Source organism: Methylobacterium sp. 77, assembly GCF_000372825.1.
Classification (GTDB): Bacteria; Pseudomonadota; Alphaproteobacteria; order Rhizobiales; family Beijerinckiaceae; genus Methylobacterium.
Genome location: NZ_KB910516.1, coordinates 1,708,642 through 1,734,510, shown reverse-complemented (window position 1 = coordinate 1,734,510; position 25,869 = coordinate 1,708,642). Strand labels below are relative to the sequence as shown.

The window sequence follows — 25,869 nt, the reverse complement described above, 5'->3', positions numbered from 1 at the left end:
GACGCTCCGAAACCGCTTGAGGACGAAGGCTCGCGGGGAACCTTGCCGTCAGCCTTGAGGAAGGTATCGCCGCAGGAGACGCGGCAGATCGATCACGACGAAATCGGCGTCACCACCCTTGCGGGCGGCCTCCTGGCCGGGAGCCGGTGCATAGCCTGAAATCGCATCCGCACCCAAGCCGCCGAGGGGGAGCGGGGCGGCCGCGAGAGCGCTGTCCACATCCGCGACCGAAAGGACCCGGTCGACGAAGAGGGCGACCGGCCCGATGCCGCCGCGAAGGAGGAGGATATGCCCGGAGGTATGGACGGTGTCGCTCGAACCGAGCGGGGTCGGTCGGCCAAGGGCACCGGCGAGGCTGAGAACACTGACGACACGGCCGGACAAGACGACGAGGCCGAGAAGCTCCGGGGGCGATCCAGGCACCGGGGTATAGGCGCGAGCCGGCGCCACCTGCGCCACGGATTCGAGGGGCAGGCCGTAGCGGTCGTTCCCCGACAGGCAGACGAGGAAAGGCCTCGTCGCGACATGGCTGGTGCTCTCGACCCCTCGACGAGCCAGCGCGGCGGTGCGCTCGGCGAGGAGGGCGGCGATGCGGGGATCGACCTCGGCAGTCCCGGCGGACGGTTCGATCACGACGCGGTCTTCCTCATGCGCATGCGGGCGACGTCGGCGCTTTCCACCAACTGCCCGGCGGTCAGGCCGTCCCCTTCGGCGACAGCCGCCCCCGACGGCTGAGCGCGCGCGAAGCGGATGGCGTTGTCGAGGGCCCGATCCGCCTCCGCCAGACGGCCGAGGGCACCCAGCAACAGGCCGAGTTGGTAATGCGCCATCACGAAGGTCCGGTCGAGATAGAGCGCGCCGCGCAAGGCCCGCTCGGCCTCGGTCTCGCGTCCGAGCCCGTAGGCGAGGAGCCCATCGTAGTAATGCAATCGTGCGTCGGTGGGCGTGGCGAGAAGCGCCGTACGGACCATGCGCCAGCCTTCGGCGATCCTGCCGGAATCCGCCAGGGAGCGGACGGCGTCGAGAACCGTGTCTGGATCCGACTCCTCGACGACCGACGCAGGGAGCAGGGCGATCTCGGCGCGAGGGATCGCGGTCGGTTCGGAAGCAAGAGGCGGCTCGAATACGGGAAGAAACGGTGCTGGGACCGGTTCGCGAACCGGGACCATCGGCTTTGCGGGAAGTGGGTCGGGAGCGGCGTCGGCGCTCATGGGCCGGTAAGCCACGGTGCCCGGCAGGTTCACCGGCCGCAGGGTCCCCGCGAAGGCAGGGTTCGGCTCGGCATGGCCGATGAGCAGCCAGCCGTCCGGGACCAGCCGCCGGCCGAGGCCGCGTACGATGCCGAGGACCGCATCGGCCTGGAAATAGATCAGTACGTTGCGACAGAGAATGAGGTCGAACCCGGCAAGTTGCGCAGGCGCGGTGCCGTCGAGAAGACTCATGAGATTGTGCTGTTCGAAGCGGACCATCCTGCGGAATTCCGGGCGCAGGGTGAAACTGCCTTCGCGCGCGATCCCCGGCACGGACGGGCCGCAGACGAAATAGCGGTCATGCTCCTCCGGTGGCAGTGTGCGCAGGGCCCAGCGGCCGAACAGGGCCGCCCGCGCCGTCGCAAGGGCCTCGGTGCTGATATCCGTGCCGGTGATGGCGATCCGCCATTCGGTCAGGGCGTCACCCAGGAGCTCATGGATCAGGATCGCGATGGAATAGGGTTCGGCCCCAGTGGAACAGCCGGCACTCCAGATCCGCAAGGATTTCGCCTCGGCGCGTGCCGCGATCAGGCCGGGCAGGATCGTCCTGCGCAGGGCCGTGAACTGTTCGGCGTAGCGGAAGAAGAAGGTCTCGCCGATGGTGATCTCGGCCTCGAGGGCGGCCCATTCAGCCGGACCGGTCGCGTCCGCATTCAGATGAGCGAGATAAGAAGCGGAATCGGACAATCGGCACGCCTTGAAGCGCTTGCGCAGGCGGTCGAACAGCAGATCGTCCTTGTCGGCGTAGTAATGGTGCCCGGTCCGGGCGATCACCTTCGCCTTCAAGGCGGGAAAGCCTGCATCGAGTTCCACGACGGGCCGCGTCGGGCGCCTCATGCGCCACACTTTCGAAGCCGTGACATGCGGCTCAAACCCCTTCGAGCCGGGCGAGATCGGATAGGCGCACAGCGGCGGCGTCGGCCAAAGCCTGCACGCGGCGGTGCTCCTCCGCATTCAGCAGACGCTCCATATCGAGGACCTGGATCACGCTTTCACCCTGGGCGATTTCGCCGGTGACGCAGCCGTTGAGGCTCGCATCCGCTGCGAGAGCCCTGAGCGATGCAGGATCGATCGAGGTGAGATCGCTGACACGATCCACGAGAAGCGCCGTGCGCCGGTCCGCTGCCAGGAGCAGGTGACGGTAAGGATTGCCCTCCCTTTCCAAAGACGCGGGGAGCGCCAGCAGCCGACGGAGATCGATCACCGGCACCGTCCCCCCGCCGAGATTGAGGAACCCGGCGAGCAGAGTGCCCGGCAACGTCGGTGGATGCAGATGAGGGAGCGGAAGGACCTCGCTCACGGACGCGCGCAGCATCGCGAAGGTGACACCGGACACGTCGAGGATGAGATAGGCCGTCGTCTCGGGCTGGGGCAGGGGACGGCTCCGGTTTCGACGGCCCGAGGAGGATGAGAACGTGTCGTACGACCATGGCGACACGCTCATGCTGACGACAGATAGAACGCGGCCAGGAGGTGGGCAACGCATCTATCGATTGTTGACCCGGTCATTGTTGACCCGCTCCCCGCATTTCTGTATCCAACGCTTCTTCGTTTCGATTCGCCCGTCGGCGGGTCGCAGAGCAAAGTTTTCAAGTCGATGCGTGTCATCCTTATCGTAACGGAAGCGCCACTGACCGGGCGGCCCTGATATCAGGGGCCGCAATCGGGATGGTGGCGCATGCAGGGTCCTTCGGGGCCCTTTTTTGTTGCCTGAGACAAGACTGACACGGAACAAGCAACCGGGTTTCAGGGAGTTGAGACGATGAGCGGCGAGGTCATGACCGGGGCCGAAATGGTCATCCGGGCGTTCCGGGATCAGGGTGTCGATACGTTGTTCGGTTATCCGGGCGGCGCGGTGCTGCCGATCTACGATGCGCTCTTTCACCAGGAAGAGCTGAAGCACGTCCTCGTCCGCCACGAGCAGGGCGCGGTGCACGCGGCCGAGGGCTACGCCCGCTCGTCGGGCAAAGTCGGCTGCGTCCTCGTCACCTCCGGCCCTGGCGCCACCAACATCGTCACCGGCCTCACCGATGCGATGCTGGATTCGATCCCGCTCGTCTGCATCACCGGACAGGTCCCGACGCACCTGATCGGTACCGATGCGTTCCAGGAATGCGACACGGTCGGCATCACGCGCCACTGCACGAAGCACAATTACCTGGTCAAATCGATCGACGATCTGCCGCGCATCCTGCACGAGGCCTTCTTCGTCGCTTCGAACGGCCGACCGGGTCCCGTCGTCGTCGATCTGCCCAAGGACATCCAGTTCGCGAGCGGGATCTACGAGCGTCCGAGCCATAATGGCCACAAGACCTACCGTCCCGCTTTCAAGGGCGATTCCCAGGCGATCCAGGCGGCCGTCGAGCTGATGGCGACGGCCCGCCGGCCGATCCTCTATACCGGCGGCGGCGTCATCAATTCCGGCCCGCACGCCTCGGCACTCCTGCGTCAGTTGGCCGAGGTCACGGGCTTTCCCGTCACCTCGACCCTGATGGGCCTTGGCGCCTTTCCGGCCTCGAACGAGCGGTTCCTCGGCATGCTCGGCATGCACGGGACCTACGAGGCCAATCTCGCGATGCATGAATGCGACGTGATGATCTGCGTCGGCGCCCGGTTCGACGACCGCATCACCGGTCGTCTCGATGCGTTCTCGCCGTTCTCCAAGAAGGTCCACATCGACGTCGACGCCTCTTCGATCAATAAGGTGGTCAAGGTCGATATCGGCATCGTCGGCGATTGCGGCTCCGTGCTCGAAGACATGCTGGCGGCCTGGAAAGCCCTGCCGAAGCAGCCCGACAAAGGCCGCTTCGACGAGTGGATGGCCAAGATCCGCACCTGGAAGGCGCGCGATTGCCTCGCCTATTGGCCGTCGGGCACGATCATCAAGCCGCAATACGCGGTGCAGCGACTCTACGAGGCCTGCAAGGATCGCAAGACCTTCGTCACGACCGAGGTCGGCCAGCATCAGATGTGGGCGGCGCAGTACTTCAAGTTCGAGGAGCCGAACCGGTGGATGACCTCCGGCGGCCTGGGCACCATGGGCTACGGCCTGCCGGCGGCCATCGGTACGCAGCTCGCCAACCCGGACGGTCTCGTCATCGACATCGCTGGCGAGGCCTCGATCCTGATGAATATCCAGGAGATGTCGACGGCCGTGCAGTATCGCCTGCCGGTCAAGATCTTCATCCTGAACAACGAGTACATGGGCATGGTGCGCCAGTGGCAGGAACTGCTGCACGGCTCGCGCTACTCGCAGAGCTATTCCGAGAGCCTGCCGGACTTCGTCAAGCTGGCGGAAGCCTACGGCGCCAAGGGCATGCGCTGCGACAAGCCCGGCGAACTCGACGGGGCGATCGCCGAGATGCTGGCCCATGACGGCCCGGTCATCTTCGACTGCGTCGTGGACAAGACCGAGAACTGCTTCCCGATGATCCCATCGGGCAAGGCGCATAACGAGATGCTGCTCTCCGACTACCTCGGCGAGACCGGAATGGACCTCGGCGACGTGATCTCCGAGGAAGGCAAGATGCTGGTCTGACCGGCAGCACGGAGGAGACAGGTCCATGAACGCCATGAACACGCACTACCCCGATGCTGGCCGGGTGGAGCCGATCAACCGGCACACGCTCGCCGTCATCGTCGACAACGAGCCGGGCGTCCTCGCGCGAATCGCGGGGATGTTTTCGGGGCGCGGCTACAACATCGAGAGCCTGACGGTGTCCGAGACGGAGGTGGCGCGCCACATCTCGCGCATCACCATCGTGACCACCGGCACGGATGCGGTGATCCAGCAGATCAAGGCACAGCTCGACCGGCTCGTGCCGGTCCACCGCGTCGTGGACCTCACCCTTCAGGGTCGCTCCCTAGAGCGCGAACTCTGCCTCGTGAAGGTGGCCGGCACGGGCGAGCACCGCACCGAATCGCTCACCCTCGCCGCCGCGTTCGGGGCCAAGACCCTGGACGCGACCCTCACGTCCTTCGTCTTCGAGGTGACCGGCGCGACGGAGGAAATCGATCGCTTCATCGGCCTGATGACGGTGATCGGCCTCGTGGAGATCTCCCGCACGGGGATCGCCGCCATGGGGCGCGGGTCCGAGGCGATGTGAGGCGGTTTTTCCGGATCAGGCTCCGATGGCGGAGCCCGGTGAGGGGAGCGCGGGCTGAATTCCGCGCTTGAAAGTGAGGGTCCGGACTGCGCCGTGAGAGTACCGGCATTCGGGGTGTCCGGCGGCTGGCCTGTCGGGATCGGCCGTCGGATTTCGGCGAGCATCAGAACGGACGCCACCGCGACCATTCCCACCCGCGGGCTCGTGGACCGCTCGCGACCCCGATTGTCAACCTCTCGAATGGCCTCGTGAACCCATGACCACTCTTTACTACTCCCCGGGCGCCTGTTCGCTCGCCTCGCACATCGCCCTGGAGGAAACCGGCACGACCTTCGAGACGGTCCGTATCGACCTTGCCAAGGGCGACCAGCGGGCTCCGGCCTATCTCGCGATCAACGAGCGCGGCCGCGTCCCGGCCCTGGTCGAGGACGCCTGGTTGCTCACCGAGAACACGGCGATCCTTCGCCACGTGGCGCGGCTCAACCCGGACGCGGGGCTGTGGCCGGAGGCTCCGCGGGACCAGGCGCGAGCGGAGGAATGGCTCGCCTGGATGTCGACGAGCCATCACATCGCCTACGCCCATGTCCGCCGGCCGGAGCGTTACACCACCGACGAGGAGGCGTTTCCCGCAATTCGCGCCAAGGGCGCGGACACCTGCGGCGACCTCTTCACCATGACCGACGTGCGGCTCTCGAACGGCGGATGGGCCTTGGGCGAACACTACAGCGTGGTCGATCCCTACCTTCTGCTGTTCTGGACCTGGGGCCGCGGCCCGGCCCTCGGATTCGACATGGCGGAGCGTTTTCCGCATTGGACCGCGCATGCCCGTGCCATGGCGGCGCGACCGGCCGTACAGGCCGTCTTCGCTCGCGAAGGCCTCGACCTGCCGGCCTAATCGCGCCGAGAGGCAATTGCCCCTTTCGTCAAGGGGATCACCCCGCTAAAAGCCGGCATCGCACGGCCGCGCGGATGTCGTTTCAGATGAGGGCGCCGGGGCGCACTCATGTCTAAAGAAGAGAGAAGGGACCGCCATGCGGGTCTATTACGATCGTGACGCCGACCTCAACCTGATCAAGGGCAAGAAGGTCGTCATCGTCGGCTACGGCAGCCAGGGCCATGCTCACGCGCTGAATCTGCGCGATTCCGGCGTGAAGGGCATCGTCATTGCGCTCCGCGAGGGTTCGGCCACCGCCAAGAAGGCGGAGCACGAGGGCTTCACGGTGATGAACGTCGCCGACGCCGCCAAGCAGGCCGACGTCGTCATGATGCTCACCCCCGACGAGTTGCAGGGTGACATCTACAAGGAGTCGCTCGAGCCGAACATGAAGCAGGGCGCCGCCCTCCTGTTCGCCCACGGCCTCAACGTCCACTTCAACCTCATCGAGCCCCGCAAGGACCTCGACGTGCTCATGGTCGCCCCCAAGGGCCCCGGCCACACCGTGCGCGGCGAGTACCTCAAGGGCGGCGGCGTGCCGACCCTGATCGCCATCGCGCAGGACGCCTCGGGCAATGCCCACGACCTCGGCCTGTCCTACGCCTCGGCCAATGGCGGCGGCCGCGCCGGCATCATTGAGACCACCTTCAAGGAAGAGTGCGAGACCGATCTGTTCGGCGAACAGGCCGTGCTCTGCGGCGGCCTCGTCGAGCTCATCAAGGCTGGCTTCGAGACCCTGGTCGAGGGCGGCTACGCCCCCGAGATGGCCTATTTCGAGTGCCTCCACGAGGTGAAGCTCATCGTCGACCTCATCTACGAGGGCGGCATCGCCAACATGAACTACTCGATCTCCAACACCGCCGAATACGGCGAATACGTCACCGGGCCCCGCATCGTCACTGCCGAGACCAAGGCCGAGATGAAGCGCGTGCTGGACGACATTCAGTCGGGCAAGTTCACCCGCGACTGGATGCTGGAGAACAAGGTCGGCCAGACCTCGTTCAAGGCCACCCGCGCCAAGCTCGCCCGTCACCCGATCGAGGAAGTCGGCTCGAAGCTCCGTGGCATGATGCCGTGGATCTCCGAGAAGGCACTCGTCGACAAGTCCAAGAACTGATTTTTCGAATGGGCGGCCGGGCTTCGCTCGGCGGCCCATTGTGGATAGAGCCGGCCTCGTGCGAACGGGGCCGGCTTTGTCACGTTTGAGTCGACCCAGCCCATGCTCGGTTGATCCAACCTGGGCACATTGCCCGTTTTGCTGGGCATCATGCCCAATCTGGTTGTCGCGGAGTGCTTTTCCCGCGATCATCCCCACCAACGGCTGCCCGAATGAGAGCGGCCGAAACGTGGAGGACACCCATGGCATCGCTGTATTTCGACGAGCACCGTGCGCTTCAGGAAGAGTACAACACCGTCAAGCTCGCTGAGCGTCTCGATACCGGCTGGGTCCATGATGAGGTCAGCCCCGACGAGGCGGCATTCATCGGCAGCCGCGACATGTTCTTCCTGTCCACCGTCGATCCCGATGGCATGCCCACCGTCTCCTACAAGGGCGGCAGCCCCGGCTTCGTGAAGGTGATCGACTCCCACACGATCGTATTCCCGGGCTTCGACGGCAACGGCATGTGGTACTCGATGGGCAACATCGAGGGTCAGGCGAAGGTCGGCCTGCTGTTCATCGACTTCGAGACCCCACACCGGGTCCGCGTCCAGGGCCATGCCCGGATGCTGCGCGATGACCCGCTGATGGCCGAGTATACCGAGGCGAAGTATCTCGTCCGGATCGAGGTGACGAAGGCCTGGGTCAATTGCCCGCGCTACATCCACAAGTACCAGAAAGTCTCTCAGAACAGGTACGTCCCGACCCCTGAGAAAGTGACGCCGCTCGCTCTGTGGAAGCGCCTCGACATGGTCGGCGACGTGATCTCGGACGAGGACAAGGCCAGGGTCGAGGAGGAAGGCAAGCTCGCTCTGTCGGAATACGAGGCGCGCGTGGCGCGCGGCGACAGCTGAACCGGCGAAACCCTCCCCGCTTTCGTAGGGGAGGGTAGTCGGCTCACACCGTCCGGAGCCGTGGCCCGCGGCGGACGAAGCCGACGATGTCCTTCACCGCATCGAGGGTCGGAGCCGCGATGGCCTCGGCCCGCTCGGAACCGTCGGCGAGGACGGAGTCGATGTAGTCCGTGTCGGCGACGAGCCGCTTCATCTCGGAGCCGATCGGAGCCAGGGTCTCTACCGCCAGTTCCACCAGCGCCCCTTTGAAGGCCGAGAACTGCGCGCCGCCGTAATCGGCAAGCACGTCCTCACGGGTCACGCCCTTGAGTGCCGCGAAGATGCCCACGAGGTTGTCCGCCTCGGGGCGCCCGGCCAGTCCCACCACTTCGGAGGGCAGGGGCTCCGGATCGGTCTTGGCCTTGCGCACCTTGTTTGCGATGGCATCCGCCTCGTCGGTCAGGTTGATGCGCGAATTGTCGGACGGGTCCGACTTCGACATCTTCTTGGTGCCGTCGCGCAGGGACATGACCCGCGCCGCCGGGCCGCCGATCAGCGGCTCGGTAATGGGGAAGAAGCCTTCACCCGAATCGTGCCCGTGGGCCGCGATCGACGCCGAGAAATCGTTGTTGAACTTCTGCGCAATGTCGCGGGTCAGTTCGAGATGCTGCTTCTGGTCCTCGCCCACCGGCACATGGGTGGCGCGGTAGGCCAGGATGTCGGCCGCCATCAGAACGGGGTAGGCGTAGAGCCCGATCGACGCATTCTCACGGTCCTTGCCGGCCTTATCCTTGAACTGGGTCATACGGTTCAACCAACCGAGCCGCGCGACGCAGTTGAAGATCCAGGCGAGTTCGGCATGCGCCGGCACTTGGCTCTGGTTGAAGACGATGCTCCGCTTCGGGTCGATGCCGGCGGCGAGGAAGGCGGCCGTGACTTCGCGGATCTGTCCCTTCAACGCGGCCGGATCCTGCCAAAGCGTGATCGCGTGCATGTCGACGACGCAGTAGAGGCATTGCGCGTCGCGCTCCTGCATCTCCACGAAGCGCTTGATGGCGCCGAGATAGTTGCCGAGATGCAGGTTGCCCGTGGGCTGAACGCCCGAGAACACGAGCTCTGAAAACGCGGTCATCGCGCGTGGTCCCTATGGCGTGATGGCGATGGAAAGACCGACGCTGACGATGCGCGCGGGCGCCTGCGTTCTGGACGGCTCGCCGGAGACGGTCAAGGCTCGCGTACGGACGGGATCGCCCCCTGTCCGGCCGGGCAGAGATCGAGGAGCACGCAGCGGCCGCAGGCCGGTCTGCGTTGGTGGCACACGGCCTGCCCATGCAGCATCAGGATCTCATGGTTGTCGTAGAGATCCTGCGCGCTCCAATCCGCCGGAAGCTGCGCCCTCAGGATCGGGTGCGAAGGACCGACATCGACCTTCGCGCCGATCAGGCCGGTGCGTTGCGCCACCCGGTGATGGTGACTGTCGACGGGAAGGGCCGCCATCCGCAGGATGCTGAACGACAGGACCGCCGCGCTGGTCTTCGGCCCCACGCCCGGTATCGCCTCGAGCCAGGACCGGGCCGCCTCGATGTCCATTCCCTTCAGGAAATCGAGGGTCAGCGAGCCATGGCGTTCGACGACCGCCGCCAGCACGGCCCGGATGCGCGGCGCCTTCAATTCAGGCCATGTGACACCGACGATGGTCGCCTCGATGTCTTCCAACGAGGCTTCCGCGACGTCGGCCCAGTCCGGGTAGCGTGCTCGCAATGCCTTGAAGGCACGGCCGGAATCGGCGTTCCGGGTACGATGGGAGAGCAGCGAGGAGACGAGTTCGCTCAGCGGGTCGAGGCTGTGGAAGTAGGGGATCGGGCAGCCATAGACTTGGCAAAGTCGGCGATGGATCTCCAGCGCCTTATCCGCCTCGATCGCGTCGGCGACAGGAGCGGAGCGCTTGGTCTGCCGGGGGCGAGGGCCGGCGAGGTCGTGCCCGGATGCGAAGGCCATGACAGCCGAATCCGCGAAGAGTCGCGGCGGTTCCGTCTGGCTCAGCGTCAGATCGCGTCGTGGCAGGACTGCGCCGCCGCACAGCTGACAAGCCAAGTCTCTTGAAAGCCCGCGACCTTGCGCCCGATGATGGGTCGTGCGACGTTTGATCCGTCAGCAAACGACGATGCGGGAGAGCCCAGACCGGTACGGACCGGTCATGGCGCCGACGGAGCAACCACCCCCGGAAACTCTCAGGCACAATCACCGCACCGTTTTGACAATCTGGAGAGAGACGCTTTCGTGGCGTCCACCGAAGGAGAAATCCCGCCCCCTCGAAGGGTTGGGAGAAGCTCTCAGGTAACCGTGACAGATGGGGGCAACCGGATCACTCGATCGAGTGTCCGGGGACGTTCTGTCATGGGATGACCAGATGACGCTCGACGCTTCCAGCACGCCGCTTCACGCCCTCCACCTGCGCCACGGCGCGCGCATCGTCCCCTTCGCGGGCTATGCGTTGCCGCTCCATTATCCGGCCGGGCTGATCGCCGAACACCTCCATACCCGCAAGGCGGCCGGATTGTTCGACGTGTCGCATATGGGCCAGATCCGGCTGTTGCCGGGGCCGCGCGGCATGGCGAGCCTCGCCCTCGCACTCGAAACCCTTCTTCCCATCGACGTTGCCGGTCTGGCTCCGGGGCGGCAGCGCTACGGCTTCCTGACCGACGAGGCCGGCGGCATCCTCGACGACCTCATGGTCGCGCGGCTCGACGACAGCCTGATCCTCGTGGTGAACGCCGCCAACAAGGTGGCCGACGAAGCCTACCTTCGCACTCATCTCACCGGTCTGTGCGAGATCACGGTGTTGCCCCGTGCGCTTCTCGCCCTCCAGGGGCCGCTGTCCGAGAACGCGCTTGCGCGGCTCGCCCCGGAGACCGCCGCCATGCGCTTCCTCGACGTGCGGGTGGTCGACATCCTCGGCGTTCCCGCCATCGTCAGCCGCTCCGGCTATACCGGCGAGGACGGGTTCGAGATCTCGCTTCCCGAGGACGCGGCCGATGCCGTCGCCGAAGCGCTGCTCCAGGACAAGGATGTGGAGCCGGTCGGCCTCGGCGCCCGCGATTCCCTGCGGTTGGAGGCTGGCCTGTGTCTACACGGGGCGGATATCGACCCGGGCATCGATCCGGTCGAGGCCGGGCTGTCCTGGGCGATTCCCTCCGTCAGGCGTCTCGACGGAGCCCGCGCTGGTGGCTTCCCCGGCGCCCCGTTCATTCTCGACTCACTGGCGCACGGCCCGGCGCGGCGGCGCGTCGGGCTGCTGCCCGAGGGGCCGACGCCGGTGCGCGGCGGTGCTCAGCTCTTCGCCGAGGAGACCGGAGCAGGTGTCGGAATGGTCACCTCCGGCGGCTTCAGCCCCGTCCTCAAGGCGCCCATCGCCATGGGCTACGTGCCCGCCGCCCTGTCGGAGCCCGGCACCCGCCTCTTTGCGGAAGTGCGCGGCCGACGCCTGCCGGTCTCGGTGGCGACGCTGCCCTTCGTGCCGGCCCGCTTCAAGCGGCGCTGAAGCCCGGCTCCGGCCTCTTCCTTTCTCCTCGGACCATCTCTTCACGGAGTGCATCATGCTGAAATTCACGGACGAGCACGAATGGCTGGCCATCGACGGTGACATCGCCACCATCGGCATCACCACCCACGCGGCTGAGCAACTCGGAGATCTCGTCTTCGTCGAGTTGCCCAAGGTCGGCGCCAAGCTCGTGAAGGGCGAGGCAGCGGCGGTCGTCGAATCGGTGAAGGCCGCCTCCGACGTCTTCGCCCCGGTCTCGGGCGAGGTGACCGAGATCAACGAGGCGGCGGTGGCCGATCCGGCCAGCGTCGGCACCGACCCTCAGGGCGCCGGCTGGCTCTATCGCCTCCGCCTCGACGATGCCGGCGCCCTCGACGGGCTGATGGACGAAGCCGCCTACGCGAACTTCGCCAAGTAGAGCTCAACGACCTTCCCCCTTCGCGGGGGAGGGTGCCTGCGGAGCAGGCGGGAGAGGGGACGACCTTTCCGGATAGGCGCTCCCCTCTCCCGACCCGCATTCGCGAGCCACCCTCTCCCGCAGAGGGGAGAGGGGCGCGCACAGCCGTCACTCGCACCTCCGAGGCCCATCATGACCACCGACCGTTACGATCCCTACGATTTCGCCAACCGCCGCCATATCGGCCCGACCACCGGAGAGATCGAGGCGATGCTCGCCGTCATCGGCTCGGAGAGCCTGCACGGCCTCGTGGATGAAACCCTGCCTGCCGATATCCGGCAGGCGGAGCGAATCGATTTCGGCACCTCGCTGACCGAGCGCCGGGTGCTGGAGCACATGCGCGGCATCGCCGACAAGAACAGGCTCCTCGTCTCGCTCATCGGACAGGGCTATCACGGCACCACGATGCCGCCGGCGATCCAGCGCAACATCTTCGAGAACCCGGCCTGGTACACGGCCTATTCGCCCTACCAGCCCGAGATCAGCCAAGGCCGGCTCGAGGCGCTGCTGAACTTCCAGACCCTCGTCTGCGACCTCACCGGCCTCGACATCGCAAATGCCTCCCTCCTCGACGAAGCCACCGCGGCTGCAGAGGCCATGGGCATGGCCTCGCGCATCGCCACCAACGGCCGGACCTCGTTCTTCGTCGATGGAGAATGCCTGCCCCAGACCATCGCCGTCCTGAAGACCCGTGCAGCACCTCTCGGCTGGACCATCGTGGTCGGCGACCCGGCGACGGATCTTGATCCCGCCCAGGTCTTCGGCGCGATCTTCCAGTATCCCGGCGTCTGCGGCGCCATCCATGATGTCTCGGACCTGATCGCCGGTCTTCACCATGCCGGTGCGGTCGCCATCATGGCCGCGGACCCGCTGGCCCTGACCGTCCTGAAACCACCGGGCGAGATGGGCGCCGACATCGCGGTTGGCTCGATGCAGCGCTACGGCGTGCCGATGGGTTATGGCGGCCCGCACGCCGCCTACCTGTCCACTCGCGATGCGCATAAGCGCACCCTGCCTGGACGTCTCGTCGGCGTCTCCGTCGATGCGCGCGGCAACCGCGCCTACCGACTCTCCCTGCAGACCCGCGAGCAGCATATCCGCCGTGAGAAGGCGACCTCGAACATCTGCACCGCGCAGGTGCTGCTGGCGGTCATCGCCGGGATGTACGCGGTGTTCCACGGTCCGCGCGGGCTGAAGGCCATCGCCGCCCGCGTCCATCGCGATGCCGTGCGCCTCGCCGAAGGCCTGGAGAGCCTGGGCTTCGCCGTTGAGTCGAAAACCTTCTTCGACACGATCACGGTGAAGGTCGGTGCCTTCCAGGGCCTCATCCTCAAGAATGCCGTGGAGAACGGCGTCAACCTGCGGAAGGTCGACTCGGACCGCATCGGCATCACCGTCGACGAGCGCACCCGGCCCGACATCATCCAGGCGGTGTGGCGCGCCTTCGGCGGCGAGGGGCTCACTTACGACGCGGCATGGCCGACCCAGCGTCTGCCGGAGGCAAATCTGCGCACCTCCGCCTACCTCACCCACCCGATCTTCCACATGAACCGGGCCGAGAGCGAGATGACGCGATACATGCGCCGCCTCGCCGACCGCGACCTGGCCCTGGACCGGGCGATGATCCCGCTCGGCTCCTGCACGATGAAGCTCAACGCGACCGCCGAGATGCTGCCGATCTCCTGGCCGGAATTCGCGGAGATCCACCCCTTCGTGCCGGACGACCAGGCCGAAGGCTACCGGGAACTCCTGCGCGATTTCTCCGACAAACTCTGCGCCATCACCGGCTACGACGCGATCTCGATGCAGCCGAACTCGGGCGCGCAGGGAGAATATGCGGGGCTGCTCGCCATCCGCGCCTATCATCTCGCGCGTGGAGACGCGCACCGTACCGTCTGCCTGATCCCGTCCTCGGCCCACGGCACCAACCCGGCCTCGGCGCAGATGTGCGGCATGAGCGTCGTCGTCGTCGGGGCGGATGCCCACGGCAATATCGACGTCGAGGATTTCCGCAGGAAGGCCGATCTGCACAGCGACACGCTCGCGGCCTGCATGATCACCTATCCCTCGACCCATGGCGTGTTCGAGGTGCGGGTCCGCGAGATCTGCGACATCGTCCATGCCCATGGTGGACAGGTCTATCTCGACGGCGCCAACCTCAACGCCATGGTCGGTCTCGCCCGGCCCGGCGATATCGGCGCCGATGTCAGCCATCTCAACCTGCATAAGACCTTCTGCATCCCGCATGGCGGCGGTGGCCCCGGCATGGGACCGATCGGCGTCAAGGCACACCTGATCCCGTTCCTGCCCTCCGATCCCCGCACCGGCGAGGAAGGGGCCGTTTCGGCGGCCCCCTACGGTTCGGCGTCCATCCTGCCGATCTCGTGGAGCTATTGTCTGCTGATGGGCGGCCGAGGCCTGACCCAGGCGACCCGCGTCGCGATCCTCAATGCCAATTACATCGCGAGCCGGCTGAAGGAAGCCTATCCGGTGCTCTATGCCGGGGCGCAGGGCCGCGTCGCGCATGAATGCATCATCGACGTGCGGCCATTCCAGAAATCGGCCGGGGTCAGCGTCGACGACATCGCGAAGCGCCTGATCGATTGCGGCTTCCACCCGCCGACCATGAGCTGGCCGGTGGCCGGCACCCTGATGATCGAGCCCACGGAATCCGAGACCAAGGGCGAGATCGACCGGTTCTGCGATGCGATGCTGGCGATCCGCGAGGAGATCCGCGCCATCGAGGAGGGGCGGATGGACAGGACGAACAATCCTCTCAAGCATGCTCCCCACACGGTGCAGGACCTGATCGGTCCCTGGGATCGACCCTATTCCCGCGAAGCCGCCTGCTTCCCTTCCGGAAGCCTGCGGATGGATAAGTACTGGCCGCCGATCAACCGCGTCGACAACGCCTACGGAGACCGCAACCTCGTCTGCTCCTGCCCGCCGGTGGATTCGTACAGCGAAGCGGCGGAATAGGCCGGCCCCGGAGGTTCGGCCCTCCTCCCCAGCGGATTTCGAGCCTGCCCGAGATCCGTCGCGCGGGCGGGGAGGGGTTCGAGGCGGGGGAGCGGACGCGCTCCGCCTCCAAAACGGCGGACGTCGGCTTCCTGTCGCGGCACCAACACGCGGCCCGTGCTACCAGGGGCCATGCCGGAGACCCGCTACACGATCCTGCCCAGCCCCATCGGCCCCCTCGTCCTGGCGGGCGCGGCGGAGGGGCTGGCCTGCATCGGCTTCCCCGCCGGCAAGGGCATGGTCACGCCGGGGGCGGATTGGCAGCGGGACGAGGCCGCCTTTCCGGAGGCGCGGGCGCAACTCGGCGCCTATTTCGACGGGCGCCTGACCCGGTTCGACCTCGCTTTGGCCCCGCGCGGCACGCCGTTCCAGCGGGCGGTCTGGCAAGCCCTGACCGAGATTCCGCCCGGCGAGACGATCAGCTACGGCGAACTCGCCCGCCGGATCGGACGGCCCAGCGCCAGCCGGGCCGTGGGCGCGGCCAACGGCGCCAATCCGCTGCCCATCGTGGTGCCCTGCCACCGGGTCATCGGCGCAAGCGGAGCCCTGACGGGCTTTGCCGGCGGCCTCGACACCAAGCGTTTCCTGCTCGCCCTGGAGCGCCGACCGCTCCTACAGGCACCCTAAATTCCGGGCCCGGCTGCCCAAGTCCCGCCACAATTGCGGGTGCTTTTTCTGCAATGCAACCAAAAGTTAAACACCGCCTCGCTGGCGTCGATGCCGCGCAGCAGAAGCCGGCGCTCCGACAACTTAGGCACGACGCCGTGCGGCTCCTGCGGCCGCTCTGGCCCCTGGTGGCGGCCACGACGGCGCTGGGGGGCGTGAGCGGGCTCGCCACGGCGGCGGTGCTGGCACAGGTCAACGCCGCCATCCACGCCGAGGGCGGCCTGTCGGAAAACTTCCTGGCGATCTTCTTCGGGCTCGTCGTCCTGGGCGTCGGCGGAACCCTGCTGTCGAGTCTCGGCAGCACCCTGGCGGATGGCCGCATCCGCGCCACCCTGACCCGCGACCTCGCCGACATGCTTCTCACCACGCCGATCGCCCGGCTCGAGGAACTCGGCCAGGATCGGATCATGGTCTCGCTGAATTCGGACACCCAGATGGTGTCGAACGCCATCAGGCTCATGTCCGGGCTGGTGGTTCAGACCGGCATCGCGCTGGGCTGCTTCGGCTACATGTTGTTCCTGTCGCCGCCCCTGTTCGCCCTGACGGTTCTCATCCTCGGCCTCGGCATCGCCGCCGAAAGCATCCTGTACCGGCGGTCCCTGACCCATTTCTCTGCCTACTTCGACCTCGCGACCGCGCATCTCGGATTTCTCCGGCTTCTCTGGGCGGGGGCCCGGGAAATGCGCATCAACCGCGCGCGTCGGATGCGTCTGCGGGACGAGCAACTGGTGGCCTCCATCGAGGCCGTGCGCCAGAACGAGTGGACGATCCATACGCTGGGCGAATTTTCCCGGATGAGCCGGAAGGTCGCCCTGTTCACGACCCTTGCGGCGATCATCGCCTATAAGGCCCTCGTCGGCATCGACAACATGGTCCTGTCGGGCTTCATCCTGGTGCTGCTCTATGTCGAGGGTCCGCTCGGCTCCATCGTCGGCAGCCTTCCCGAATTTGGCCGCGCGCAGATCGCCTATCGACGCATCGCGGACCTCGTGGGCAAGGGCGACGCGGTCGAGCCAGGCCTACTCGCGCCGGTCCCGCGACCTGGGCCGACCGCTCCGTCGCCAGACGATTTCGCGACGATCGACCTGCGCGGCGTCCGCTATGGGTTCCCTTCGGTGGGCGACAAGCCGGCCTTCTCCCTCGGACCGATCGACCTGACCATCCGGCAGGGCGAGATCCTGTTCATCGTCGGCGAGAACGGCTCGGGCAAGACGACCCTGATCAAGATGCTTCTCGGGCTCTATCCGCCCACGGCCGGCACGCTGCTGCGCGACGGCGTGCCAGTGACCCCGGAGACCCGCGACGCCTACCGGCAGCTCTTCTCGGTGGTCTTCTTCGACTACACCCTGTTCGACGATCTCGTCCTGCCGGAGGGCACCGGCCCCGAGGCGGGGGACGGCCTCCTGAAGACCCTCGACCTGACCCACAAAGTGGCGATCCGGGACAGCGCCTTCACCACCACCGACCTCTCCGCCGGCCAGCGCAAACGCCTCGCGCTGATCCAGGCCAGCCTGGAGGGCCGCCCGGTCCTCGTCCTCGACGAATGGGCCGCCGAGCAGGATCCGACCTTCCGGCGCCTGTTCTACACGCAGCTGCTGCCCGACCTGAAGCGCGCGGGCCGGACGCTGATCGTGATCAGCCACGACGACCGCTATTTCGGCGCGGCCGACCGCGTGGTCCATCTGGAGAACGGCGTGCTGCGCGAGGGCGCCCCGGTGGCGGTGCCGGCCTGAGCGGCCCTATTTCGGCAGGGCGTAGATGTTCACGTCGAGCTTCTCGTCGGCCTTGTCGTTGAGGTCGGTGACGTATTCCTCGATGAAGCGGTCCTGGACCACGACGTCCTTGGCATCGAGATAGGCGGTCAACGTCTCGTAGGTGCCGTCGATCTCGTCGTAGGAACCCTTGTGCGGGAAGCGCAGGGCCTTGCCGCTGGGTGTCGTGCCGAAGCGCAGGCCTCCCACCTCGGCCGGCTTCGGATCCGGCATGGATGCGATCGGGATCATCGCCTCGAACTGGAAACCGTCATCGTCGGTCTTGGCGAAGACCGCGAGCGGTCGTCCGGTGGGGACGATTCCGTCTTTCGCCAAAGCCTCCTCGATCTTGACGAAGGCCGCCTTCAGCGCCGGCACGGCCTCCTCCCAACTTGCCCGGCCCGTCAGAATGGCGGCAGGCTTAGGGGGTAAGGAGACCTCGTCCACGTCGTTAGCGTCGCCGGGGGTCTCGACCAGGGTCTGGCGTGCGGGTCCGGCCGGGATCGACGGCGCGGCGGGTGCCGCCTGGGTCGGGACCGGGCGGGACGGCGCGTCGGGGGCCGGATCGGGGGCCGTCGTGGTGGGGAGGGGATTGGTGGTCGCCGGCGAGGACGGCTCCTGCGCGAGGGCGGAAGAGACGGCCAGGATCGCGGCGAGGCTGACGAGCGGCAATGGACGATGACGGGTCAAGGCAACGCTCCGGGTCGCGTGCCGCGACGAATCGCACGGCGGTCTCACGATGCCTCCAAGGTAGGGACGAAGCCGCTCGGCTGCGAGGCGGCAGACCGATCTGCGCGCAGGAACGTGACCGGCGCGACCCTTGTGCAACGCTCCCCCGATCAGGCCCCGCGTGCGTGGCCCCGGTCTTTGCCCTATATGCGGGAGCCGCTCGGGAGATGGCCTCTCGGACTCTCACCCCAGACGACCACGAAACGCAGACGATCATGACGAGGCTCGCGAACCGACGGTTCCTGAAGATGCATGGGGCGGGCAACGCTATCGTCGTGCTCGACCTGCGCGGCACGGAGCTGATCGTGACAGCCGAAGAGGCTCGCGCCATCGCCGGCTACGAGCGCTCCGGCTTCGACCAGCTCATGGTCATTCATGACCCGCACAGCCCTGGCACCGATGCCTTCATGCGGATCTACAACACCGACGGATCGGAAGCCGGTGCCTGCGGCAACGGCACGCGCTGCGTCGCCCATGCGATGCTGGACGACCCCGCCATGGCGCGGCCCGCCGAGAGCGGCCGTCTCACCTTGGAGACCAGGACCGGGCTCGTCAGCGTGAAGCGCGAAGCGCAAGCCTCCTTCACCGTGGATATGGGCCGGCCCCGGCTGAAGTGGGACGAGATCCCGCTCGCCGAGCCGTTCCCCGACACGAGGCGGATCGAGCTCCAGATCGGCCCGATCGACGCTCCCGTCCTGCACTCGCCGGGCGCGGTGAACATGGGCAACCCCCATGCGGTGTTCTTCGTCGACCGTGATCCGGACGGCTACGACCTCGCCCGCATCGGCCCGATGCTGGAGAACCACCCGATCTTTCCCGATCGCGCCAACATCTCCCTCGCCCAGGTGACGGGTCCGGAGACGATCAAGCTTCGGGTCTGGGAGCGCGGCGCGGGGCTGACCCTCGCCTGCGGCACCGCCGCCTGCGCCACGCTGGTGGCAGCCTCGCGCCTGCGCATGATCGGCCGCCACGCCACCGTGAGCCTGCCCGGCGGCGACCTCGCCATCGAATGGCGCGCCGACGACCATGTGCTGATGACCGGCCCGGTCGCGCTCGAATGGGAGGGGTTCCTGCCCCCCGAGATCTTCCCCCCCGAGATCTTCGAGCGGATGGACTGATGGCGGTCGAGACCCTGACGTTCGGCTGCCGCCTGAACATCGTGGAATCCGAGGTGATGCGCCGCCACGCCGAAGCGTCGGAGACGGGCACCGACCTCGTCCTGGTCAATACCTGTGCCGTCACGGCGGAGGCCGGGCGTCAGGCCCGCAAGGCGATCCGCAAGCTCGCCCGCGAACGGCCGGGCGCCGAGATCGTCGTCACCGGCTGCGGCGCACAGGTGGAGACGCAGGCCTATTCCGCCATGCCGGAAGTGACGCGCATCGTCGGTAACGACGCGAAGACCAGGGCCGAGACCTGGAGGTCCGCCACGCATCCCCGGCAGCGCCTCGAGATCGACGACATCATGGCCGCGCGCGAAGCGGCGCCGACCCGCATCGCCTCGGTCTCGGGACATACCCGCGCCTTCGTCCCGGTCCAGAACGGCTGCGATCATCGCTGCACCTTCTGCATCATTCCGTTCGGTCGGGGGAATTCCCGTTCGGTGAGGCTGGAGGACGCGGTCGATCAGGTCCGCCGCATCGTCGAGCATGGCGGTCGCGAGGTGGTACTCACCGGCGTCGATCTCACGGCCTACGGACGGGACCTGCCCGAGGCTTCGCGTCTCGGCGATCTCGTCCAGGCCATCCTGGCGGCCGTGCCGGATCTGGCGCGCCTGCGCTTGTCCTCGATCGACTCCATCGAAGCGGACGAGGCGCTGATGGAAGCGATCGCGTCCGAGACGCGGCTGATGCCGCATCTCCACCTCTCGCTCCAGGCCGGCGACGACCTGATCCTCAAACGGATGAAGCGCCGGCACGGCCGCGACGACGCGATCCGGTTCTGCGATACCGTACGGCGCCTGCGCCCGGATGCGGTCTTCGGCGCCGACCTGATCGCCGGCTTTCCGACCGAGACGGAGGAGCAGTTCGCCCGCTCCCTCGATCTCGTGGCGGAATGCGGGCTGACGCATCTCCACGTCTTCCCCTATTCGCCCCGCCCCAACACACCGGCCGCACGCATGCCGTCGGTTCCCGGAGACGTGATCCGCGAGCGCGCAGCCCGCCTGCGCGAGGTCGGGGCAGAAGCGCTGTCACGGCATCTCGATGCCCAGATTGGACGAACCCACTCCGTTCTCACCGAGCGGGGCGGGATGGCGCGGACGGAAGATTTCACCCTCGTCCGGCTCGGCCACGAAGCACCGCCGGGCGAACTGCGCGACGTCGCGATCGCCGGGCATGACGGCCGGGCTCTGATCGCCGCTTGAGGAGCCCTCCATATGGGACGGGCGAGACCATGACGGGACGTGCTCCACGCGCATCGACCACCCGGCCCATGGGCGGCCTCTCCTATCCGGGCGAGGCGGCGGAACCGGCGAGAAGGCCGCCGTCGATAGTGAATTCCGCGCCCGTCACGTAAGCCGCTTCATCGGATGCAAGCATGACTGCCAGGGCTGCGACCTCCTCGGGGCGTCCGAACCGCTTGAGGGGCGTATCGGCCACGATTGCGGACATCCGCGCCTGCCGGTCTGCACCGTGGCCCAGCATCGGCTCCCACATCGGTGTCAGGATCGCGGCGGGGTGGATCGAATTGCAGCGGATGGCCCAGCCCTGCTGCGCGCAATACAGCGCGACGGTCTTGGTGTGGTTGCGAATGGCGGCCTTCGACGAGGCATAGGCCGCCGCCAAAGGGATGCCCACCTGACCGGAGCGCGACGAGATGTTGACGATGGAGCCCGATCCGCGCGTTTTCATCGCGCGGATCGCATAGCGGCAACCGAGGAAAGTGCCGTCGAGATTGACCCGGTGGACCGCCCGCCAATCCTCCAGGCTCGCGTTTTCGGGATCGTGGGGACGATGGCCCGCCTCGAAACCGGTCACCCCGGCATTGTTCACCACAATGTCGACGACCGGAACGGTTCGGGCCAGCGCGTCCCAGTCTTCCTCGCTGGATACATCGAGCCTGACGGACCGGCAGCCGATCTCGGCCGAAGCGGAGGTGAGGGCTGCCTCGGCCGCATCGGTGGCGATGACAACGGCGCCCTCCGCCTGGAACGCTTCGGCGATGGCGCGGCCGATGCCGCGTGCCGCGCCCGTGACGACGCAGATTTTGCCGGCTAATCTTGTCATGGAGAACCCGAGAGCGTGCTGGACCGGTCGCGGACATCCGTCCGCGGCAAAACGGTGTGTCGCCTTATGGGTTCATGGGCCGTCACCTCGGTAGGGAGACAGCATAGGCCGCCCCGCCGGATCGGTGCAATGCCGGATGCGGGAGACATGGTCGCTGGCCGAGCGCCGAACCTTACCCCCGTCGCAGCTGATGCATTGCCACAGGTCGCCAGTGCGACGTTTTCCTCTCCAGGAGGGAGAGGCCGTCGCCTCACCCGTCGCGCTCGAGCCCGCACAAGTTCATCCGCCCACGCATGTGTGCCGGTGCCGGTGCCTCGACGAGAATGGGCGGCTTCTTCGGATAGAGCGGCAGGGTGAGCGCCCGGGCGTGGAGATGCAGTCCCGGCCCGCCCGAGCGCGGGGCGGTGCCGTAGATCGTGTCGCCGAGGATGGGCCAGCCCATCGCCGAGCAATGGACGCGCAACTGATGCGTACGGCCGGTCACCGGGCTGAGGGCGAGCCAGGACAGGTGCCGGTCCGGCGAGCGGCCGAGAACGCGCCAGGTTGTCAGCGATGGGTCTCCGGCAGGGTCCGTTTTCATCCACCACGAGCGCGGGTCGTCCGAGCGGCGGGCGAGCGGCAGGTCGATGCGGCCCTCGTCCTCGTCTGGGCCGCCCTCGACGATGGCCCAATAGGTCTTTCCCACCGTGCCGCTCGCGGCGAACAGCTTGTTGAGGCGCGCCAGAGCCTTGGCATGGCGCCCCAGAGCGAGGCAGCCCGACGTGTCACGGTCGAGCCGGTGAGCCGCTTCCGGGCGGCGCGGCAGGCCGAAGCGCAGGGCGTCGAGATGATCGGTCAGTGTCTCCCCGCCCTTCGGGCCGGGATGGACGGGCAGCCCTGCCGGCTTGTCGATGACGAGGACCAGGGCATCGCGGTAGAGGAGGCGCGCGCCTATGTCTGCTACGGGGTGATCCACTGGGGCATCGGCTGAAGGCATCGCCCTGCGCTACTGATGCGGGGTCGAGGGAGCAAGTGGGAATGAGCGAAGACAAGAGGCCGGGTTGGCTGCTGCGGCGGATGTTCGGGAAGCAGGACGAATCCTGGCCGCCGAAGCCGGTACCGGTCCAGCCGCCCGACCCGAAGCCGGAACCGGCCTCCGAGCCCGAGCGGAAGGCTGAACCGGCGCCCGCGGTGATGTCCCCCGCCTCGGCATCGGAAGGCCAGCCCGACTTCGCCAGCGGCGCGGACGACCTGGCGTCCATCCCGCTCCCCCCGAGTGAGCCGGCCGCCGACGATCCGGAAAAGAACGCGACGCCCGACGAGATCGAAGGTGCCGACCTTCAGCCGATCGAGGGCGCAGACGAACGGCCGCCCGCCGGGACCGCCGGGGACGATCCGGCACGCGGGGCCGAGGAGGCCGACACCACCACCGTCGCCTTCTCACCCAAGCTGGTATCCGTCGCCGCGCCGGAGCCCGTGGTCGAGCCGGAGGCCGAGAAGCGCGGCTGGTGGAGCCGCCTCACCGGAGGCATGAAGCGGACCTCCTCCGCTTTGTCCGAGCGGGTCACCGGCCTGTTCACCAAGCGCAAGCTCGACGCGGACACGCTGGAGGAGCTGGAAGACGCTCTGATCCAGGCCGATTTCGGCATCGATACCGCCATGCGGATCTCGGAAGCCGTCGGTAAGGGCCGCTATGAGAAGGGAATTTCACCGGACGAAGTTCGCGCCATCCTCGCCGCCGAGGTGGAACGGGCGCTGACTCCCGTAGCGATCCCGCTGACCATCGACACGACGAAGAAGCCGTTCGTGATCCTGATGATCGGCGTCAACGGTGCCGGCAAGACCACGACCATCGGCAAGCTCGCCCTGAAGCTCAAGGGGGAAGGGCACAGCCTGATGCTGGCTGCGGGAGACACGTTCCGCGCCGCGGCGATCGAGCAGCTCAAAGTCTGGGGCACGCGCACCGGGGTGCCGGTGGTGGCGGGAGCGCAGGGGGCGGATGCCGCCGGCCTCGCCTTCGAGGCGTTCCAGCGGGCCAGAACCGAGGGCACCGACGTCCTCCTCATCGACACAGCGGGCCGGCTCCAGAACAAGGCCGGGCTGATGGCCGAACTGGAAAAGATCCTGCGCGTCATCCGCAAGATCGACGCTGAGGCGCCCCATGCCGTGCTCCTCGTCCTCGACGCCACCGTGGGCCAGAACGCGCTGAGCCAGGTCGAGCTATTCTCGAAGGCGGCCAACGTCACCGGCCTCGTCATGACCAAGCTCGACGGCACTGCGCGGGGCGGCATCCTCGTGGCCCTGGCAGCCAAGTTCGGCCTGCCGGTCCACTTCATCGGCGTCGGCGAGGGCGTCGAGGATCTGGAGCCCTTCGCCGCGAGGGATTTCGCGCGGGCGATCGCGGGGCTGGAAGAGGAATAGGAGAATACGCACGGCCGCTGGAAATGTGCGCAAGCGCCTCGCGCGCTAGGAAAGCCGGGGCGACTGTCCTACATCCGGCCTCCCGCCCGGCGGTCACCTCGTCTCCGGTCGTATCGCAGCACGAGCCGTTCACCGATCATGACCCTGCCCATCGAATCCGTGCCGCCGCGTCGCCATCTCGACCCGATGCCGAAGCTCGTCCTGGAAATGGGACCGCTGGTCGTGTTCTTTCTCCTCAATGCCTTCGGAGCCCGGTTCGGCCTGAGCGAGGATGCCACCACCTTCACCGCCATCGGCGTGTTCGTGGTTGCGACGGTGGTGGCTCTCGCCATCCACTTCGCCCTGCTGCGCCGTCTGCCGATCATGCCGCTGGTCTCCGGCATTGTCGTCCTCGTCTTCGGCGGCATGGCGCTGGCGTTGCACGACAAGACGTTCTTCGTGATCAAGCCGACGATCGTGAACGCCCTGTTCGGCACCATCCTCCTCGGCGGCCTGCTGTTCGGGAAGTCGCTGCTATCCGTCGTACTGGATTCGGTCTTCGACCTGACCGAGGAGGGCTGGCGCAAGCTGACTTTCCGCTGGGGGCTGTTCTTTCTCGCCCTGGCTGCCCTTAACGAGGTGATCTGGCGGACGCAGACCTATGCGTTCTGGGCGAACTTCAAGGTGGTCGGGATCATGCCCCTCACCATCCTGTTCGCGCTCTCGCAGACACCGCTTCTCATGCGGCACGACCGCAAGGCAGAGTCCAAATCCGAGCCGTAGAGGATCGGCGCGATTACATGAGGCGGAGAGCCGGTTTTCGCTTTTCCGCCTGATGTTCAGAACCCGCCTCTATCCGAGGACCCTCTCGTACTCCGCCTCCGGCACACCGTAGGCTTCACCCGCGGCGCGCTTCAGGACCTCGCGATCACGCAGGTTGATGCCGCCCCGACGGGTCTTCACGGCTCCCAGCGCCTCCATCGACCTCAAGGCCGTGGTCACGCCGGCCCGGCGGACGCCGAGCATCAGCGACAGCAACTCGTGCGTGAGGGGAAGATCTTCTCGGTCTGCCCTGTCGTGACACATCAGGAGCCAGCGGGCGAGGCGCTGCTCGATGGTGAATCGCCCGTTGCAGAGGCTGGCCTGCGCCAATTGGACCGCGAAGACCTGAGCATAGCGCAGGAGGTGGTCGTGAAGCGGTCGGCTCTCCTCGATCAGGGTCCGAAAACGCCTGGCATCGATGGCGATGGCTCGGCAAGCCATCTGGATCAGGGAAGTGTTCGGCGAGCGGTCGAGACCGTGCAGGATCGCGAGACCGGTCATGCCTTCGGGGCCAACGATGCCGGCCTCCGCCTGGGTCCCACCCAGCGTCCGGGCAACCACGGAGATCACGCCAGGCTCCGGGAAGTAGACCGTGGCGATGGGCCAATCGGGCTTTTCCAGCACGACCCCGCGCTCCAGGGAGACTCGGTTCAGGTGAGGCTGCAAACGCGCGAATTCCGAGGCCGAGAGACCACCGAGAAGTCTGTTGCGTAACTCACTTTGCAATAGGGGAGACGTCACGGCTCCGCCGAGTCCTTGGGGAAGAGCACACCAAGCCTTGTCAACAGCCCTGGGTCAGCCCTCAGGGTGGATGGCCGTATGACACAACGGTATAGACTTGTGAATACTACGCATTAGAACATCTAAGTACGGTACCGTACATTATATTCCGAGATAAAATGTAAATCGACAAGTTCCGCGCCTATTCTTATGGACGCGCTGTATTGAGATGAAAAAATGCAGTTCTTCCGAATTCTGCAAGCGGCAGATTTCTGACATC

The 25,869-nt window shown here is 66.8% G+C and carries 23 protein-coding genes and 1 riboswitch; of the genes, 14 read left to right on the top strand and 9 right to left on the bottom strand.

The window, feature by feature from the left end:
* Positions 1–48 precede the first annotated feature (48 nt).
* From A3OK_RS0108200 to A3OK_RS0108190, 3 genes are read right to left on the bottom strand one after another with little or no spacing between them, the layout of a single operon-like run.
* Complete coding sequence (locus tag A3OK_RS0108200; RefSeq protein ID WP_019904462.1) at positions 49–633, bottom strand: chemotaxis protein CheW; 585 nt, start codon at positions 631–633, stop codon at positions 49–51.
* Entirely contained in the window at positions 630–2,087 is a 1,458-nt protein-coding gene (locus tag A3OK_RS0108195; protein ID WP_019904461.1) for a protein-glutamate O-methyltransferase CheR, read from the bottom strand. Before A3OK_RS0108195 ends, A3OK_RS0108200 begins: the two co-directional genes overlap by 4 nt.
* Before the next feature lie 31 nt (positions 2,088–2,118).
* Positions 2,119–2,694, bottom strand: coding sequence for a chemotaxis protein CheW (locus A3OK_RS0108190; protein ID WP_051092915.1), 576 nt, complete (start codon positions 2,692–2,694; stop codon positions 2,119–2,121).
* Between the two features lie 318 nt (positions 2,695–3,012).
* Here A3OK_RS0108190 and A3OK_RS0108185 point away from each other — a divergent pair, with 318 nt between their 5' ends.
* The 5 genes from A3OK_RS0108185 to A3OK_RS0108165 all read left to right on the top strand — a co-directional run bounded on the left by A3OK_RS0108185 (position 3,013) and on the right by A3OK_RS0108165 (position 8,303).
* On the top strand, positions 3,013–4,788 hold the full coding sequence (locus A3OK_RS0108185; RefSeq protein WP_019904459.1) for an acetolactate synthase 3 large subunit: 1,776 nt from the start codon (positions 3,013–3,015) through the stop codon (positions 4,786–4,788).
* Between the two features lie 25 nt (positions 4,789–4,813).
* Positions 4,814–5,356 (top strand): acetolactate synthase small subunit, encoded by a 543-nt coding sequence (ilvN, locus tag A3OK_RS0108180; RefSeq protein WP_019904458.1) that lies wholly within the window; start codon positions 4,814–4,816, stop codon positions 5,354–5,356.
* Positions 5,357–5,612: 256 nt separating this feature from the next.
* On the top strand, positions 5,613–6,251 hold the full coding sequence (locus A3OK_RS0108175; protein WP_019904457.1) for a glutathione S-transferase N-terminal domain-containing protein: 639 nt from the start codon (positions 5,613–5,615) through the stop codon (positions 6,249–6,251).
* Between the two features lie 136 nt (positions 6,252–6,387).
* Positions 6,388–7,407 (top strand): ketol-acid reductoisomerase, encoded by a 1,020-nt coding sequence (ilvC, locus tag A3OK_RS0108170; RefSeq protein WP_019904456.1) that lies wholly within the window; start codon positions 6,388–6,390, stop codon positions 7,405–7,407.
* 242 nt (positions 7,408–7,649) lie between these two features.
* On the top strand, positions 7,650–8,303 hold the full coding sequence (locus A3OK_RS0108165) for a pyridoxamine 5'-phosphate oxidase family protein (protein ID WP_019904455.1): 654 nt from the start codon (positions 7,650–7,652) through the stop codon (positions 8,301–8,303).
* Between the two features lie 43 nt (positions 8,304–8,346).
* Here A3OK_RS0108165 and trpS read toward each other — a convergent pair whose 3' ends face one another.
* Positions 8,347–9,414 carry a tryptophan--tRNA ligase gene (gene trpS, locus A3OK_RS0108160; RefSeq protein ID WP_019904454.1) on the bottom strand — a complete coding sequence of 356 codons (1,068 nt, stop codon included), beginning with the start codon at positions 9,412–9,414 and terminating at the stop codon, positions 8,347–8,349.
* Between the two features lie 92 nt (positions 9,415–9,506).
* On the bottom strand, positions 9,507–10,280 hold the full coding sequence (locus A3OK_RS0108155) for a hypothetical protein (protein WP_019904453.1): 774 nt from the start codon (positions 10,278–10,280) through the stop codon (positions 9,507–9,509).
* A gap of 254 nt (positions 10,281–10,534) precedes the next feature.
* A riboswitch (glycine riboswitch) is annotated at positions 10,535–10,642 on the top strand.
* A 50-nt stretch (positions 10,643–10,692) separates the two neighbouring features.
* On the opposite strand from A3OK_RS0108155, the gene gcvT reads away from it, so the two are divergent.
* The 5 genes from gcvT (at position 10,693) to A3OK_RS22575 (ending at position 17,697) form a co-directional block, all read left to right on the top strand.
* Positions 10,693–11,823 carry a glycine cleavage system aminomethyltransferase GcvT gene (gcvT, locus tag A3OK_RS0108150; RefSeq protein ID WP_019904452.1) on the top strand — a complete coding sequence of 377 codons (1,131 nt, stop codon included), beginning with the start codon at positions 10,693–10,695 and terminating at the stop codon, positions 11,821–11,823.
* A gap of 55 nt (positions 11,824–11,878) precedes the next feature.
* Positions 11,879–12,241, top strand: a complete 363-nt coding sequence (gcvH, locus tag A3OK_RS0108145) for a glycine cleavage system protein GcvH (RefSeq protein ID WP_019904451.1) — start codon at positions 11,879–11,881, stop codon at positions 12,239–12,241.
* Between the two features lie 171 nt (positions 12,242–12,412).
* On the top strand, positions 12,413–15,259 hold the full coding sequence (gene gcvP / locus A3OK_RS0108140) for an aminomethyl-transferring glycine dehydrogenase (protein ID WP_019904450.1): 2,847 nt from the start codon (positions 12,413–12,415) through the stop codon (positions 15,257–15,259).
* Between the two features lie 171 nt (positions 15,260–15,430).
* Positions 15,431–15,925 (top strand): methylated-DNA--[protein]-cysteine S-methyltransferase, encoded by a 495-nt coding sequence (locus A3OK_RS0108135; protein ID WP_019904449.1) that lies wholly within the window; start codon positions 15,431–15,433, stop codon positions 15,923–15,925.
* 137 nt (positions 15,926–16,062) lie between these two features.
* Positions 16,063–17,697, top strand: a complete 1,635-nt coding sequence (locus tag A3OK_RS22575) for a cyclic peptide export ABC transporter (RefSeq protein ID WP_019904448.1) — start codon at positions 16,063–16,065, stop codon at positions 17,695–17,697.
* A gap of 6 nt (positions 17,698–17,703) precedes the next feature.
* Here the strand turns inward: A3OK_RS22575 and A3OK_RS0108125 are convergent, their stop codons facing one another.
* Positions 17,704–18,405: a GyrI-like domain-containing protein gene (locus A3OK_RS0108125; RefSeq protein WP_026597050.1), complete on the bottom strand. Its 702-nt coding sequence runs from the start codon at positions 18,403–18,405 to the stop codon at positions 17,704–17,706.
* Positions 18,406–18,659: 254 nt separating this feature from the next.
* On the opposite strand from A3OK_RS0108125, the gene dapF reads away from it, so the two are divergent.
* Positions 18,660–19,562 carry a diaminopimelate epimerase gene (dapF, locus tag A3OK_RS0108120; protein ID WP_019904446.1) on the top strand — a complete coding sequence of 301 codons (903 nt, stop codon included), beginning with the start codon at positions 18,660–18,662 and terminating at the stop codon, positions 19,560–19,562.
* Positions 19,562–20,806 carry a tRNA (N(6)-L-threonylcarbamoyladenosine(37)-C(2))-methylthiotransferase MtaB gene (gene mtaB / locus A3OK_RS0108115; protein WP_019904445.1) on the top strand — a complete coding sequence of 415 codons (1,245 nt, stop codon included), beginning with the start codon at positions 19,562–19,564 and terminating at the stop codon, positions 20,804–20,806. The genes dapF and mtaB overlap by 1 nt, the downstream gene beginning before the upstream one ends.
* Before the next feature lie 82 nt (positions 20,807–20,888).
* On the opposite strand, the gene A3OK_RS0108110 is transcribed toward mtaB, so the two are convergent.
* Positions 20,889–21,668, bottom strand: a complete 780-nt coding sequence (locus tag A3OK_RS0108110; RefSeq protein ID WP_019904444.1) for an SDR family oxidoreductase — start codon at positions 21,666–21,668, stop codon at positions 20,889–20,891.
* A gap of 250 nt (positions 21,669–21,918) precedes the next feature.
* Positions 21,919–22,623 (bottom strand): RluA family pseudouridine synthase, encoded by a 705-nt coding sequence (locus tag A3OK_RS0108105; RefSeq protein WP_019904443.1) that lies wholly within the window; start codon positions 22,621–22,623, stop codon positions 21,919–21,921.
* Between the two features lie 62 nt (positions 22,624–22,685).
* Between A3OK_RS0108105 and ftsY the strand changes: the two genes are divergently transcribed.
* On the top strand, positions 22,686–24,068 hold the full coding sequence (gene ftsY, locus A3OK_RS0108100; RefSeq protein WP_019904442.1) for a signal recognition particle-docking protein FtsY: 1,383 nt from the start codon (positions 22,686–22,688) through the stop codon (positions 24,066–24,068).
* 144 nt (positions 24,069–24,212) lie between these two features.
* Positions 24,213–24,830 carry a septation protein A gene (locus tag A3OK_RS0108095; protein WP_026597049.1) on the top strand — a complete coding sequence of 206 codons (618 nt, stop codon included), beginning with the start codon at positions 24,213–24,215 and terminating at the stop codon, positions 24,828–24,830.
* Between the two features lie 69 nt (positions 24,831–24,899).
* Here the strand turns inward: A3OK_RS0108095 and A3OK_RS0108090 are convergent, their stop codons facing one another.
* Positions 24,900–25,493 (bottom strand): Crp/Fnr family transcriptional regulator, encoded by a 594-nt coding sequence (locus tag A3OK_RS0108090; protein WP_019904440.1) that lies wholly within the window; start codon positions 25,491–25,493, stop codon positions 24,900–24,902.
* Between the last annotated feature and the right edge of the window lie 376 nt (positions 25,494–25,869).

Coding starts and splice junctions, on each gene's coding strand:
- A3OK_RS0108185 (WP_019904459.1), top strand. CDS start 3,013: ATGAGCGGCGAGGTCATGACCGGGGCCGAAATGGTCATCCGGGCGTTC.
- A3OK_RS0108155 (WP_019904453.1), bottom strand. CDS start 10,280: ATGGCCTTCGCATCCGGGCACGACCTCGCCGGCCCTCGCCCCCGGCAG.
- dapF (WP_019904446.1), top strand. CDS start 18,660: ATGACGAGGCTCGCGAACCGACGGTTCCTGAAGATGCATGGGGCGGGC.
- ftsY (WP_019904442.1), top strand. CDS start 22,686: ATGAGCGAAGACAAGAGGCCGGGTTGGCTGCTGCGGCGGATGTTCGGG.
- gcvH (WP_019904451.1), top strand. CDS start 11,879: ATGCTGAAATTCACGGACGAGCACGAATGGCTGGCCATCGACGGTGAC.
- A3OK_RS0108165 (WP_019904455.1), top strand. CDS start 7,650: ATGGCATCGCTGTATTTCGACGAGCACCGTGCGCTTCAGGAAGAGTAC.
- A3OK_RS0108190 (WP_051092915.1), bottom strand. CDS start 2,694: ATGAGCGTGTCGCCATGGTCGTACGACACGTTCTCATCCTCCTCGGGC.
- ilvC (WP_019904456.1), top strand. CDS start 6,388: ATGCGGGTCTATTACGATCGTGACGCCGACCTCAACCTGATCAAGGGC.
- A3OK_RS0108110 (WP_019904444.1), bottom strand. CDS start 21,668: ATGACAAGATTAGCCGGCAAAATCTGCGTCGTCACGGGCGCGGCACGC.
- A3OK_RS0108175 (WP_019904457.1), top strand. CDS start 5,613: ATGACCACTCTTTACTACTCCCCGGGCGCCTGTTCGCTCGCCTCGCAC.
- A3OK_RS0108195 (WP_019904461.1), bottom strand. CDS start 2,087: ATGAGGCGCCCGACGCGGCCCGTCGTGGAACTCGATGCAGGCTTTCCC.
- gcvT (WP_019904452.1), top strand. CDS start 10,693: ATGACGCTCGACGCTTCCAGCACGCCGCTTCACGCCCTCCACCTGCGC.
- trpS (WP_019904454.1), bottom strand. CDS start 9,414: ATGACCGCGTTTTCAGAGCTCGTGTTCTCGGGCGTTCAGCCCACGGGC.
- ilvN (WP_019904458.1), top strand. CDS start 4,814: ATGAACGCCATGAACACGCACTACCCCGATGCTGGCCGGGTGGAGCCG.
- mtaB (WP_019904445.1), top strand. CDS start 19,562: ATGGCGGTCGAGACCCTGACGTTCGGCTGCCGCCTGAACATCGTGGAA.
- A3OK_RS0108135 (WP_019904449.1), top strand. CDS start 15,431: ATGCCGGAGACCCGCTACACGATCCTGCCCAGCCCCATCGGCCCCCTC.
- gcvP (WP_019904450.1), top strand. CDS start 12,413: ATGACCACCGACCGTTACGATCCCTACGATTTCGCCAACCGCCGCCAT.